At 70.6% G+C, this 13523-nt stretch carries 13 protein-coding genes; 12 read left to right on the top strand and 1 reads right to left on the bottom strand.

Features of this window, described 5'->3' with window-relative positions:
* Window positions 1-46 precede the first annotated feature (46 nt).
* The 12 genes from BMW88_RS22160 to BMW88_RS22115 all read left to right on the top strand — a co-directional run bounded on the left by BMW88_RS22160 (window position 47) and on the right by BMW88_RS22115 (window position 12583).
* Window positions 47-757, top strand: coding sequence for a hypothetical protein (locus BMW88_RS22160; RefSeq protein WP_143116188.1), 711 nt, complete (start codon window positions 47-49; stop codon window positions 755-757).
* The gene (locus BMW88_RS22155; RefSeq protein ID WP_089953492.1) at window positions 754-1662 is read left to right on the top strand and encodes a DUF6895 family protein; all 909 of its coding nucleotides are present in this window, start codon (window positions 754-756) and stop codon (window positions 1660-1662) included. Before BMW88_RS22160 ends, BMW88_RS22155 begins: the two co-directional genes overlap by 4 nt.
* Window positions 1659-2678: a serine hydrolase domain-containing protein gene (locus tag BMW88_RS22150; RefSeq protein WP_089953490.1), complete on the top strand. Its 1020-nt coding sequence runs from the start codon at window positions 1659-1661 to the stop codon at window positions 2676-2678. The genes BMW88_RS22155 and BMW88_RS22150 overlap by 4 nt, the downstream gene beginning before the upstream one ends.
* A 503-nt stretch (window positions 2679-3181) precedes the next feature.
* Window positions 3182-3310: a hypothetical protein gene (locus BMW88_RS44035; RefSeq protein ID WP_281249432.1), complete on the top strand. Its 129-nt coding sequence runs from the start codon at window positions 3182-3184 to the stop codon at window positions 3308-3310.
* Between the two features lie 83 nt (window positions 3311-3393).
* Entirely contained in the window at window positions 3394-3510 is a 117-nt protein-coding gene (locus tag BMW88_RS42860) for a TIGR03769 domain-containing protein (protein ID WP_218148165.1), read from the top strand.
* Between the two features lie 181 nt (window positions 3511-3691).
* A complete protein-coding gene (locus BMW88_RS22145) occupies window positions 3692-5224 on the top strand; it encodes an anchored repeat ABC transporter, substrate-binding protein (RefSeq protein WP_245777969.1) in 1533 nt (510 codons plus the stop codon).
* A 14-nt stretch (window positions 5225-5238) separates the two neighbouring features.
* Window positions 5239-6147, top strand: coding sequence for a choice-of-anchor M domain-containing protein (locus BMW88_RS22140; RefSeq protein ID WP_143116187.1), 909 nt, complete (start codon window positions 5239-5241; stop codon window positions 6145-6147).
* Entirely contained in the window at window positions 6144-6887 is a 744-nt protein-coding gene (locus BMW88_RS22135) for an anchored repeat-type ABC transporter ATP-binding subunit (RefSeq protein WP_089953486.1), read from the top strand. The genes BMW88_RS22140 and BMW88_RS22135 overlap by 4 nt, the downstream gene beginning before the upstream one ends.
* Window positions 6888-7757, top strand: coding sequence for an anchored repeat-type ABC transporter permease subunit (locus tag BMW88_RS22130; protein WP_089953484.1), 870 nt, complete (start codon window positions 6888-6890; stop codon window positions 7755-7757). It abuts the gene before it with no gap.
* 106 nt (window positions 7758-7863) lie between these two features.
* The gene (locus BMW88_RS22125) at window positions 7864-10041 is read left to right on the top strand and encodes a choice-of-anchor M domain-containing protein (RefSeq protein ID WP_089953483.1); all 2178 of its coding nucleotides are present in this window, start codon (window positions 7864-7866) and stop codon (window positions 10039-10041) included.
* A gap of 81 nt (window positions 10042-10122) precedes the next feature.
* Entirely contained in the window at window positions 10123-11538 is a 1416-nt protein-coding gene (locus BMW88_RS22120; protein ID WP_177221228.1) for a choice-of-anchor M domain-containing protein, read from the top strand.
* 58 nt (window positions 11539-11596) lie between these two features.
* On the top strand, window positions 11597-12583 hold the full coding sequence (locus BMW88_RS22115) for a WxL protein peptidoglycan domain-containing protein (RefSeq protein WP_089953479.1): 987 nt from the start codon (window positions 11597-11599) through the stop codon (window positions 12581-12583).
* Between the two features lie 416 nt (window positions 12584-12999).
* Here the strand turns inward: BMW88_RS22115 and BMW88_RS22105 are convergent, their stop codons facing one another.
* On the bottom strand, window positions 13000-13503 hold the full coding sequence (locus BMW88_RS22105; protein ID WP_089953478.1) for a Fur family transcriptional regulator: 504 nt from the start codon (window positions 13501-13503) through the stop codon (window positions 13000-13002).
* Between the last annotated feature and the right edge of the window lie 20 nt (window positions 13504-13523).

Genomic DNA, 13523 nt, shown 5'->3' with positions numbered 1-13523 from the left:
CCGAGTGGAAGGGCTGTTGGTACCGGTGAACGGTGAACGACTGCAAGTGGCGCTGACGGACGCGGCGGCCGAGGTCGCAGACCGCGTCCTCGACGCCGTGGACGGCACCCAGGACATCGGGCTCGCCGACTACGTGAACACCGGTGCCGACGCGAAGACCGCGCTCGGGGCGGTCCGGCTGATCGGAGCGGACGTCTTCGCTCCGCACCTGCTGCTGGGCCGCCCCGTGCACCCCGACGACGCGGCGGTCATCGCCCACTCCTTCGCCGTCTTCCCCCCTGCCGGGCAGGCCGCCACCCCGCGACAGCAGGTCGTGGCGTGGCGGGACTGGGCGACGAGCCACTTGCTGGCCCGCACCGGCCAACCGGCGCCCGCGGGACCGGACGTTGTCCCGACGGCGGTGCCGCAGACGGCAACGGCGTTGCTCGGCCCCGGGAAGAGCTGGCAGGAGTGGTCGGCGACCGCGGCGCAGCTCTCGCCGCTGGCGCTACCAGGCCTCGGCGGTCCGATCGCGGCGGCGATGTTCGACGGGGCACGTCCACTCGCGCAAGGAGCAACCCAGGCGATGCTGCGTCGCGACTTCGTCACCGCGGCACGGCTGATCCGGTGGATCGCGTTGTTGAGCAGCAGCGGCGTGAGGCAACTGCTGGATCCGGGCCTGCTCGTCGAGCGCATCCGGTTGTACGGCGGCACCGGATCGCGGCTGTCGCTCGACCTGGCCATCGCCGGCCGACTGCTCGGAATGGAACCGGCATGACGACATCGCTTACCTCGATCGCCCACAACGTCGCTCACCGGGGCCTGACGTACCTGCACGACCACCAGGACGCCGAGGTGTTCCCGGCCGACATCCCGGTCGAGCCGGAAGACCCCGACACCGTCTACAAGCCCGTCGCCGAGATCGGAATGGCCGCGGCCCTGGTGCTGCGGGAAGGGGTCGGCGGCACCGCGCAACTGCGCGCCGCGCGCGAACTGATCGACTTCACCTGGCGGCAGTTGCGCGAGGGGAACCTGCTCTACGAACGCCAGGTGCGCAACTGCCTGCTCACCGATCCCATCGAGGTCTACTGCCACTTCGTCCACGGTGGCCACCGCCACGAGGAACTCGAGCGGCTGGTCACCCACAACGCCGCGGTCGGCTCACTGCCCGAGGTCTACCCCAACCGCCGGCTCGCGGTGGCCAACTCCTACCGGATGTGCGGCATACCCACCGATGACGACTGGGAATCGCTGCTGCGGGCGACCTGGCTGGGCGCGACACCGCCCCCCTGGGCCATCGACTGGGACACCGCTTACAGCATGACCCACACCGTTTTCCACGTGACCGACTGGGGCGCCAGGCCCCACGACCTGCCGGCCGACGTCGCCGGCTACCTCGGCACCTGGCTGCCGGTGTGGACGGACGTGTGGTCCGAGGTAGGGGACTGGGACCTCGTCGCCGAGTTGCTGATCGTGGACGCCTGCCTGCCCGAACCGCGATTCGACCTCGACATGTGGACGCGATTCGCCTCCGTCCAGCACAGCGACGGCCTGCTGCCACGCGACGCCGAACCCGTGGAGACCGACCGCGTCCAGCGCTTCTGGGACCACTGCCACCCCACTGTCGTCGCGGTGGTCGCCGGCACGTTGGCCGTGTCCCGACTGCTGGGCGCCGGCCGATGACCGCGGTCGGCTCTGTCGTCTCCGGCGAGCTGATCCGGAGGTTGCTCCGAGAGCCACCCGATGCGACCGGTACGGCGGTGGCTGTCATGCATGGTGACCGGAAAGCTTGTCATGGAACCGGCTTCACCGCGAAGGACCGAACACAACCGATCACACCGGAAACCCGGTTCGAAATCGGGTCGGTCACCAAGACCTTCACCGCGTTGCTGCTGGCCGACATGGTGCGACGGGGGGAAGTTCGCTACGAGGACCCCGTCGACGACCACCTCCCGCCGGGATGGCGACTGCGACGTCCGGCCCCGATCACGTTGGGGCACCTCGCCACTCACACCTCCGGCCTGCCGCAGGTACCACTGACGGCGATGCCCAGGATCCTGCCGACCTGGTTCTCCAACCCCTACCAGGCTCTCGGGCCGGCCGAGGTCAGAGCCGCGCTGACCCGTGTACGGCTGCGTTCGGCGCCGGGTTCCCGATGCCACTACTCCAACTTCGGCGTAGGGCTGCTCGGTTGGCTGCTCGCGGAAGCGGCCGGCCTCCCGTTCGAGCAGTTGCTCGAACAACGCGTCCTGCGCCCCTTGGGCTTGACCGCCACCAGCGGCATCCCGACGCCCCAAGCCGTCGGCCACCGGCACGGCCGAGCACTGCCACCGTGGCACATCCCCGGCCTGTCGGCAGCCGGAGTACTCCGCTCCACCGCCCACGACATGCTGACCTACCTGGCCGCCCACCTCGCTCCCGACACCACACCCCTGGCCTCTGCGCTGACCGACGTCATCCGCCCTCGCATCCCCTTGGCAGACGCCGACGACCTGTGCCTCCTGTGGTTCCGCCGCGCAAGGCCGAAACACGACCTGCTGTTCCACTCAGGCGGAACCAGCGGGTTCACCACCTTCGTGGGATTCAGCCCTCAATCCCGCACCGCGCTGGTGGCCTTGACCAACGCCGGCGCCACCCGGCGTGGCAACTTCATCCAACGCTCCTACGAGACACTGCGAGCCCTCGCCATGATCAAGTAGCCGCCCATCAAGCAGCGAGGACCGGAGTTGCCGCGCGGTCAGCAGGCGCACGCCCGGGCCCGGCGCACCGGCTCGAGGACGGCGACTTCGACACGCTGGGCCGCCACTTCGCGGCACCGGACGATTCGTTCACCGACCGCTGCGGGAGCCGGACGCGTGTGCGTGAGTCATCGAGTTTTGCTTGCAGCACATAGCTGTTCCGGCTGCTGTGTGTCGACACGACGTGACCAGGAAGCGCGAAGTCGCACGACGGGAAACGCAGATCAGCATCCAGTACTGGCTTCTCACCGAGCCCGGCTGTACCGAACGCGTGGGCGCGGGCCGCGGATGGGACGCGGCGGTGTCGACCACCGCCTTGCACTGGCTCCAGCCCGACCGCCTCCGCCGCGTCTACGACGACCTGGCCACCGCCATCCGCGTCCGTGACCGCCGCGCCGAGCGCGCGGGCGTCCTCGCGAACGAGGACCGCGACTCCACCGGTGGTCAGCAGATAAGCCGAACCGATGAACCGCCGCCTCGCCGCCGCCGGGCTCGTCCTGATCACGACAGGCACCGCGCACGCCGCGGTGGCCCTCTCCTCCGGCCACGCCGACGTGATCGACGTCGGCCGGACCGGCAGCGCCTCACGCTGAACGCCGTGCCGACGAGCCGCGCCACGGGTGCCGTCGAGCCCCTTCAGCGTCTACCCGACGGGGTCCTTCGGTACGCCGACCGCGTGGTTCGACAGCGGCAACGGCCGCCCGCCTCCCGCATGCTCCCCGTGCGCACCCATGCCCACGCCAACTGGGCGTTCGAAGCGGCCGGCACCTACGTCTTCACCGTCCAGCCGTGATCCACGTGGAGGCTGGGACCGCCCAGCCACCACATCCCCGCGCAACGACTCCCGAGTGCCGCACCCGAGTGGTGTGGACCACGACAACCGCCGAGGGCTGGCTTCCGAGCAAGCTTGATGATTATGGTTATCGTTATTAACTACTTCGGGTACAGATTGGCGTGACGACGTGCTCCCTGGCTTGCGCCGACGCCTGCTGGTCGGGTTGATCGTCATCGCGGGAACCGCGGGCTGCACCGCTCCTGTCTCGCTGAGCGACCGCGACGGCCGGTTGCAGGTGGTCGCCACGACCGGTCTGTTGCGGGACCTCGTGCGCAACGTCGGCGGGTCGAGGGTCAACGTCACCTCACTGGTGCCCGATGGAGCCGACCCGCACTCCTACGAACCGAGCCTGCGTGACGTGCGGAACGTGGTGTACGCGGACGTGGCGTTCAGCAACTACGTGATGCTGGAGGAGCACTCCGTCATCAGAGCCCTGGATGCCAACCTCCGGCCGGAGGCGGCGAACGTCTCGTTGGCCGAGGAGGCCGTCAAGTACGCCGCCGAGGTCATCCCGCTGGTCGAGGACGTCACGCTCGACACCGTGTGGCTCGGGCTGCGGGCCAGGGGCGACGGGAAGGCGCACGGCGCGAACCGCGCGTCGGAGGTCCTGGTGAGCATGACCGCCGCCAGCGGTCCCGGGAACGTCTACGGCTATCTCACCGGGTCGTTCGGTGACGCCGACGTCTACTTCGACTCCAGCGACGGCTTCAACCCCGGCGACGGGTACGGCGACGACACCGCGGTCCTGCCCGCCGACGCGCACACGCACATGTCGTGGGCGTTCACAAAACCCGGCCTCTACGAGGTCACACTGTCCGCGCGGCTGCGGGTGGACCAGCGGTCGCGCCCGGTGCCGCTCGGCGAGTCGAAGTTCACCATCGCCGTCGGCGTGCAGCCGCCGGACCGGCCCGTGCAGGTGGATCGCGGCCACGCCGACCTCACCGTCGACGTGGACCGCGAGCAGGTCTACGCGCTCTACGACCCTCAGGGCGGCGGCGAGAAGGCGCAGCAGGTCGTGCCCGGCACGGACGCCGTCGTCGTGGTGCCGAGCAAGGCGCTGAGCGAGATCCCCGCCGGGTTCGGGTTCCTCGGCCGTCCCGGTGAGCGGGTCTACCAGCTCGCCCAAGCCGTGCTCGGCAAGCACGTGCACGGCGAGATCGATCCGCACCTGTGGCAGAACGTGCGCAACGCCATGGCCTACACCCAGGTCATCCGCGACACGCTGATCGCGGAGGATCCCGAGGGCGCGCGGGAGTACCGGCGCAACACCGAGGCCTATCTCGCCGAGCTCGACGCGCTCGACCGGTACGTGCGCGCGCGGATCGACGAGATTCCGGCGGCACGCCGTCATCTGATCACCACCCACGACGCGTTCGGCTATCTCGCCCAGGCGTACGGCATGAGCATTGCCGGGTTCGTCACCCCCAATCCCGCCACCGAGCCGTCCCTGGCCGATCGCCGCAAGCTCACCGAGACGATCCGCAACCTCGCGGTACCCGCGGTGTTCCTCGAACCCAACCTGGCCGCCCGCTCGTCGACGCTCACCCAGGTCGCGGAGGAGCAAGGAATCCGGGTCTGCCCGATCTACGGCGACACCTTCGACGGCGAGGTCACCACCTACGTCCGGATGATGCGGTTCAACGCCGACTCGCTGCGCGACTGCCTGCGCTGATGAAAGAGGAGCACATGAGACGGTCCCTGCCGAGCGCCCTGCTGGTGGTGGCGGCGCTGCTGGCGCCAGCCGCGGCCCTGGCGCAGCCACCCAGCGACGGGCCGGACCAGACCATCGCCCCCGACCAGCGGACCGCCGTGGACGAGGCCGTGCTGGCACGCGGCCACGTCGACATCGGCCCTCGGTACGTCAACGGCGCGTGGAAGCTGATGGTGCACGACGACACCGGCGAGCAGTCCGCCTGGCGGGACCTGGACCGCACGGTGTTCCAGGTGTCGGACAAGGCGTTGCTCACGGTGCCGGACAACCCCGCGTACGCCTTCATCGGCAAGCCCGGCGCGAAGGTGCACGTGCTGCCGCAGGTGCAGAACACCGAGGTGACCTGGGTGGGCTGGAACACCCAGGACCCCGAGGTGATGGAGACCGTCGACCGCGGAGTCACCTTGACCCTCACCGGTGTCGACGGCCCGGGCGAGCTGTTCGTCTACCTGCAGGCCGGCAACTTCGGCGCCGCCGACGTGCTCTGGGACTCCACCAAGGCCGAACGCCAGGACATCTGGGTCGACACCAACACGCACACGCACGCCAACTGGGTCTTCACCACTCCCGGCGTCTACTTCGTCCAGGTGGAGGCGCACGCCAAGCTGGTGGACGGCAAGGAGACGCGCAACACCGCGACGCTGCGCTTCGCCGTCGGTGACGCGACCGACACCAAAGCGGCCCTGGCTGCCGCGCCGCGAACACCGGCGAGCGCAGCACCTTCCACGACGGCGTCCGAAGAGGACAGTTCCGGGGATGACAGTGGTTCGGGACCGCCCTGGGGTGTCATCGCGCTGATCGCGGCCGTCGCCGTGCTGGGGGTGCTCGTCGTCGTGGTGATCGTGCGCGGCCGTGCGGCGAAGCGGCAGGGGACGTCCGGGTGAACGCGCTGCGGGTGAGCGGACTGGCCGTGGACCTGGGCGGACGGCGGGTGCTCACCGACGTCGGCCTCACCGTCGACCGGGGTGAACTGGTCGGGCTCGTCGGACCGAACGGCGCGGGCAAGACCACGCTGCTGCGCAGCCTGATGGGTCTTCTGAAACCGAAGGCTGGTCAGGTGGAGGTGGACGGGGAGCCGGTGCGCCGCGCGGGCACCGGCCTCGGCTACGTGCCGCAACGGCACGAGTTCGCCTGGGACTTCCCGCTCTCGGTGGAGGGCGTGGTGATGACCGGCCGCACCGGGAGGCTCGGCCTGCTCCGCAGGCCACGTGCGGCGGACTGGCGCGCGGTGGTCGAGGCCCTCGACCGGGTGCGCATGGCCGACCTGCGGACCCGCCCGGTCGGCGAGCTGTCCGGCGGGCAGCGCCAGCGCGTCCTGCTGGCCAGGGCACTGGCCCTCCAGCCGTCGGCGCTGTTGCTCGACGAACCCTTCACCGGCCTGGACATGCCGACGCAGGAACTGCTCTCGGACCTGTTGCTGTCACTGGCCAGGGACTCCCACGCCGTGCTGACCACCACCCACGACCTGCCGGGGGCGCTCTACACCTGCGACCGGCTCGTCCTGCTCAACCGCACGGTCGTCGCCGCGGGCCCGCCGGATCAGCTGCGTGACGAGAAACCGTGGATGGACACCTTCGGCGTCAGCGAGGGCAGCCCGCTGCTCAAGATCCTCAAGGCGGTCTGAATGTCCCCCGTCGACTTCCTCCGCGACCTGGTCAACCCGGACCTCGCGTTCCTGCCCAAGGCGCTCCTGGTCGCGGTCATGTCCTCGATCGTCTGCGGTGTCGTGGGCTGCTACGTCGTCCTGCGGGGAATGGCGTTCATCGGCGACGCGGTCGCGCATGCGGTGTTCCCCGGACTGGCCATCGCGTTCGCGGTGTCGGGCAACCTGATCCTCGGCGGCACCCTCGCCGGAGTGGCGACCGCCGTGCTCGTCGCCGTGTTCTCCCAGAACCGGCGGCTGCGCGAGGACTCGGTGATCGGGATCTTCTTCGTGGCCGCGTTCGCACTGGGCATCGTGGTGATCTCCAAGGCGCCGGGCTACGCCGGGTCGCTGCAGCAGTTCCTGTTCGGCTCCATCACCGGCATCCCGGACGAGGACCTGTACACGGTCGCGGTCACCGGCATCGTCGTGCTGGGCGCGGTGTTCCTGCTGCACAAGGAGTTCGTCGCGGTCACCATCGACAGGGAGATGGCACGGGCCACGGGCCTGCGGGTGTTCTGGCTCGACATCGTGCTCTACGTGCTGGTCACCCTCGCCGTGGTGATCTCGGTGCAGACCATCGGCAACATCCTGGTGCTCGCGCTCCTGGTGACACCCGCGGCGACCGCGCGCCTGCTGACGGACCGGCTCGCCGTGATGATGGTGCTCGCGCCTGTGATCGGCGGCTCCTGCGCTCTGATCGGCCTGTACGTGTCGTGGTCGTGGGACTTCCCGACCGGCGGCACGATCGTCCTCGTCCTCACCGCGGTGTTCCTCACCGCCTGGGGCCTGGCACCCAAGCACGGCCTGCTCGCCCGCGCCCCGCGGCGCCGAGCCGAGACCGCGACCTAGCCCCGCCGACGAGCTGTGACCTTCCCGACCGTGACCGTCTCGGCTCATTATTGAAAATGACAATCATTTAACTTAGGTTCGGGTCGTGGCACTCGGAGGGAGCGGTATGCGTATCCGCGCAGGTGATCGGAACCCGAAGCGACGGGGTGCGGCCGCCGCCGTGGTGGCGGCAGTGGTCGCCGTGGTCGCGGCTCCCGCTGCCGCGGCTGCGCCCGGCCCGGCGCCCGCTCCCCCGCAGCGGCAGGTGATCGCCGGTGGCCACGTCGACCTGGCGACCGTCCTGCTGGAGAACGGCGCTCTGACCGTCAAGGGCAAGGGCGACGCCGGCCCGTTCGACCCGGCGGCCACGACGCTCAACGTCACCGACGCGGCCAAGCGGCCGGCGCCCTCCTCACCCGCCTACGGCTTTCTCGGCGTGCCGGGCGGCACGCCGATCCACGTGATCCCGCAGACCTTTCAGCCGGAGGTGCTGTGGGCGGGCTGGAACACCGAGTCGGTGCCGCGCGGGGCGCTCGCGGACAACGTTGTCGACCTCACGCTGCGGGCGGCGCGCGGACCGGGTCGCATGGAGGTCTACGTCTCCGGGACCGACGGCCCCGAGCGCGTCTTCAGCTCCCACGACCCCGCCGTGCGCACGACGCGCGTCGCGGTTCCCACCCACGCGCACGCCAACTGGGCGTTCACCGCACCCGGCGTCTACGAGCTGGAGTTCGAGGCATCCGCCACCTCGGTCTCAGGAGCGCGTCTGATCTCACCTCCCGCTCGGTACACCGTCGTCGTCGGACCGCACAACGCGGTGGCCACGACCACGACGCTGGCGGCCACCGAAACACCGGCGGGCCTGAGGTTGAGCAGCACGGTCACCGGCGGGCCGCAGAGCATCGACGGCGGTGTCCCCCGGGGCTGGGTGGAGTTCGTGCGCCACACCTCGACGCGGGACGAGGTCGTCGCCCACGAGCCGCTGAGCAACGGCACCGCGGGCCTTGCCCTGGCGGCAGACGCCGAGGCGCTGGCCTTCACCGCCCGATTCGTCCCCGCGGCGGACGACCTCCTCGCACGGTCGCAGTCCTCGCCCGTGGCCAACCCCGGGGCACCCTCGGGTGCGGTGGTGACCGGAGTCCGCGACACCTACGCGCAGGGCGAAACGATCACGGCCACCGCACTCGTCACCCCGCACCGCCCCGGTCACACCGTCACCTGGTGGACGCGGAAGGCCGGAGCCGGCACCGAGCGGGGAACGGGCGCGGTCCTGACCCTGGCCGCCGGTCTCGACCTGCACGGCGCCGAACTCGGCTTCGACGTGCGCGACGGGAGCGGGGCGACCGTGGTCTCGGCGCGCCCGATGGTCCTGGACGTCCGCGCGGCCGTCCTCACGACCGCCCCGCCCGCTCCGGCGACCACTCCCCCTGGCACCACCACGGCCGCGCCGCCGAAGGGCGCACCACCGGCGGCCGCGACGACGCAGGCCTGCGTGCCCACCCCGGTGACCAGCACGGTGCCGCCCGGCGAGGTCGAGGTCGTCACGGACGGCCACTTCGACTTCGGACCCGTCGTCGAGGGCGGCGCGTTCTCCGCACGGGTCAAGGACGACCGCCGGGGCACCCCGGCCTACCGCGACCCGGCGAGCTACGTCTTCCACCTCGGCGACGCCGCGCGGGCAACCCCACCGCCGGGCTCCGGCCTGGACTTCCTGGGGTCCGGTCCGGTGTGGACGATTCCGCTGACGCAGCGCTCCGGTGTGCCGTGGCTGGGCTGGAACACCCAGCACCCCTCCGTGCTCGCCTCCGTGAAGAGCGGCATCACGCTGACCCTGGACAAGGTGGACGGCCCTGGCGAACTGGCCGTTTACGGACAGGACCCGTTCGGCGGGGTCGGTGACCGCTACTTCGGCACGGTAGGCGGGTTCCCCCGCGCCACCACCGTCCCGGTAGGACAGTCGGGTGTGCACGTGCACGCGGTGTGGGCGTTCACCAAGCCCGGCAGCTACTCGGTGACGTTCTCCATCGGTGGCTCCATCGACGGCCGTCCGGCCAATGCCAAGAGCACGCTCGCCTTCCACATCGGGCCGGGCGACCCGAAGGCCGCACGCACGGGTACGCCAGTCGTGGAGCAGGTGGGCCGCACAGCCGACGGCAAGGCGTGCGCGTTGCCTTCCGGCCTGGCCTCCACCGGGCTCGACGGCTCGGCCGTCGCCGGCCTCGTGGTCGCCGCGGTCCTGTTGATCCCCCTCGGCTTCCTGCTCACCAACCTGGCCACGCTCGCCGACGTCCGCCGTCGGCGCTGAAAACGCTTCTCCGGTCCCCTAGGAAAGGCAAGGAACGCAGTGACCGCAACAAAGGCAAGAACGAGGACACGGGCAGCCGTCGTGGCGCTCGCCGCCTTGGGGCTGATCGCAGGCCCCCTGGCCGGAACCGCCTCGGCCCAGGACGAGGTGGTCGTCTCCGACGGCCACGTCGACCTGTTCTACGTGGACGTCCAGAACTCCGCCCACGTGCTCACGGCGCACACCGGGAGCGGCAACGTCGCCCCCGGCGAGTTGACCGTGCACGTCAAGCCTTCGGTGGCCTCCCGCACGGTCAGCGCCTCGATCGCCACCCTGCCGGGGTGGAAGGGCCAGGGCGAGACCTACTACGTGCTGCCGCAGAACTCCCAGCCCGGCCAGGTGTTCGCGGGCTTCGGCTACAGCTCGGCCGTGGCCGACGGCACGTCGGTGACCTACACCCTGGACTCGCTGCAGGGCCCCGGCGCGTTCGCGCTGTGGCAGAACGGCGAGGAGGGGCCGAACGTGTTCCTGGCCTCCGCGGAAGGCGGGCCGAAGTCGTTCACCAGCGCCGCCGAGCACGAGCACGCCAACTGGGGCTTCACCGAGCGGGGCGAGTACGCGCTGACCGTCAGCGCCACCGCGACCCCACCCGGCGGCACCCCGGTGACGATCCCGCCGGTGACCTACACGTTCTTCGTCGGTGAGGAGCTCCCCTCCGAGCCCGGTACGCCGACGACCAAGCTGTCGATCACCGGCCTGTCGGCCCACTACCACGCCGGTGGCGTCGCGGCGCTGACCGCGGTGCAGAACCCCGTCATCGACGAGAACCACTACCACTGGTTCACCAAGGCGGCGGGCGCGATCGAATGGTCCGTCGTCTCCGGTGCGTTCAGCGGGAAGTACGGCTTCGTGGTGCGCACCGCCGACAACGGGCGGCAGGTCAAGGCCGTGCTCTACAACCACGACCACAAGGTGATCGCCGAGTCCGAGCCGGCCGTCATCGTCGTGGACGACCACGGCAACGACCCGGTCAACGGCCCGACCATCACGACCACGCTGTCCGCGGAGGAGGGCGTGCTGGCCATCAGCGTCGCCCCGGAGAACCGCGAGGTCGACCTCGGCGCGCTGACCCTCAACCCGGCCGCCGACCGGTACACGGCGGCGGGTGCGCTCAAGCCGATCACGGTGACCGACACGCGCGCCGACAACCCCGGCTGGACCGCGTCCGGCCGGGTGCGCGCGTTCACCACGGTCGACGGCAGCCAGCTCGGCGGCAAGTACCTCGGCTGGACGCCGAACGTGCTCTCCGCGTCGGCCGGGCAGACGGTGACCGCGGGGCCGCAGGTCGCTTCCGGCTTCACCACCGGCAACGGCCTGGCCACGTGGTCGCAGCTCGCCGCCGCCTCGGCGGGCGCGGGCCGTGGCACCGCCCAGCTCGGTGCCGGCCTGACCCTGGAGGCTCCGGTCGAGACCGCGCCGGGCGCCTACCAGGCGATGCTCATCCTGACCGCGATCTGATATCGGACCAGGACGGGTGCGGGCTCGCCCGCACCCGTCCGTTCACACGGAGCACCACGTGAGAAGACCGCTCGCCATCCTGATCGTCGCACTCGCGTTGGTTTCCGCAACGCCCGCAGCGGCTCAGCCCGCGCGGGAGGACGGCAGGCTGACCTGGTCGGTCGCCCCTGCCGACGCCGGCGGGCCGAACGGCCGCACGCAGTTCGACTACGTCGTCGAACCCGGCATGCGCTACGACGACCACATCGCCGTGCGCAACCTGAGCGAGGGTGAACTGACCGTCGACCTCTACGCCGCTGACGCCGTCAACACCGCCACCGGTGGCTTCGACCTGCTCGCCCGCGACGAACCCTCGCCGTCCGTGGGCACCTGGATCTCCGTCACCCAGCCGAAGATCGTTCTCAAGCCGCGCTCCACCACTGTCGTGCCGTTCCGCATGACCGTGCCACCAGACGCCGAACCCGGCGACCACGTCGGCGGCCTGGTCGCCGCCCTCACCACCAGCGCCCAGGTCCAGGTCGAACGGCGCGTCGGCGCCAGGCTCTACGTCCGCGTCGCCGGCCCGGTCACCCCGGACCTGCGCGTCGACCAGCCCGCCGCCCACTACCGGGGCACAGCCAACCCGGCGGCCCCCGGCGAGGTCGACGTGACCTGGACCGTCGTCAACGACGGCAACGTCCGCCTCGCGGTCCTCCCGTCGGTGCGCGTGGAAGGCCTGTTCGGGCTGGGCGGGAAGAGATGGACCGGCGACACCGCGACCGAGCTCCTCCCCGGCAGCGCCATCACGTTCACCCGCACTCTCACCGGGGTGTGGCCGCTGGGCCCGCTCACCGTTCACGGGGAAGCCGAACCGGTCGCTTCGGCAGGACAGGACCTCGCGGGCGCGGTCACGACCGCCACCGCCGGAACCACGATCTGGGCGATTCCCTGGAGCGCACTGGGCGCCCTGCTGCTCCTCACGGCGATCCTCGTCGCTCTGTGGCGCGTCCGGCGCAAGATCCGCCAGCTGACCCGAGCAGCCGCGGCCGGCCCGAACCCGCAGTAAGAGACGGCGAAGGACCACACGTCAGTTCCGAATGGACTGTTGTCGCGAGTGCTGGATCATTCGCAGTCGTGGCGGAAGCCCGCTCCCGTCGATGGGAGTGGTTCCCAGCCAGCTCGCCACAGCGGCGAGATCGTCAGCGGTCCGCACCGGACCGACGATGACAGCGGACCCGAGGGGACTACGGCTGATGGTGCACGGCTGCACCAGAATGACCGGCCCTGCGCTCGCCGACGCTTTCCTGCCGTGGCAGTACATGGTCCCAAGAGGACAGTCGATTCGCATCAACATCCCGTGCGTGCTGCGGCGGACCGCCTCACGCAGGAGCTCGAGGTCGTGCTCCCCGTCCGAGCAGGCGCCGCAGATGGCGGCCGTGAAGCCGGCGGCCGGATTCGGCTTGGAGTCTTCTCGACGTGTGCTCATCCCGTCCTCTCCTCGCCGATACGAGCCGTGAGGTCCAGAGCGCTCCGACCGGTGCCACCGCCGGTCGTTGCCGGCAACTCGACGACGTTCGACTGTTCCGGGCCAGGTTCCGCGCAGGCCGCACAGGTCCCGGACAAGAGCACCGAATCGTCGGTGACCGTGAAGCCGTGCAGAGCCGCTGTTCTCGCGACCCATTCGGCCACTTCACCGTCGTCCGCGTTCACGACCAGCGCGCACCCGGCACACATGAGGCGGTGACGGCTTCGGCAGGCCGGGCGGAGCCCGTAGACAGCCGCGCTCGACCGGATGGTCAACCGCTCGAGGACTCCGGCGGCGACCAGCCGGTTGGCGCACTGGTACACAGTGGCCAGGCGGGTGGGGCGGCCTGCCGCCGTCAACCGGTCCCGGACCTGTGCGGCGGTCAGGAATCTGCGGTCGGATTCGAGCACGCGCACGATGCTGCGCTCGTGGTCGGTCCGGGGTCTGAGCCGGGCGCACATTCCGCACCTCCTGCCAGCAA

Source organism: Lentzea xinjiangensis (assembly GCF_900110955.1).
GTDB lineage: Bacteria > Actinomycetota > Actinomycetes > Mycobacteriales > Pseudonocardiaceae > Lentzea > Lentzea xinjiangensis.
The sequence above is the reverse complement of the archived record's forward strand: the minus strand, read 5'-3'. Positions and strand labels throughout refer to the sequence as shown.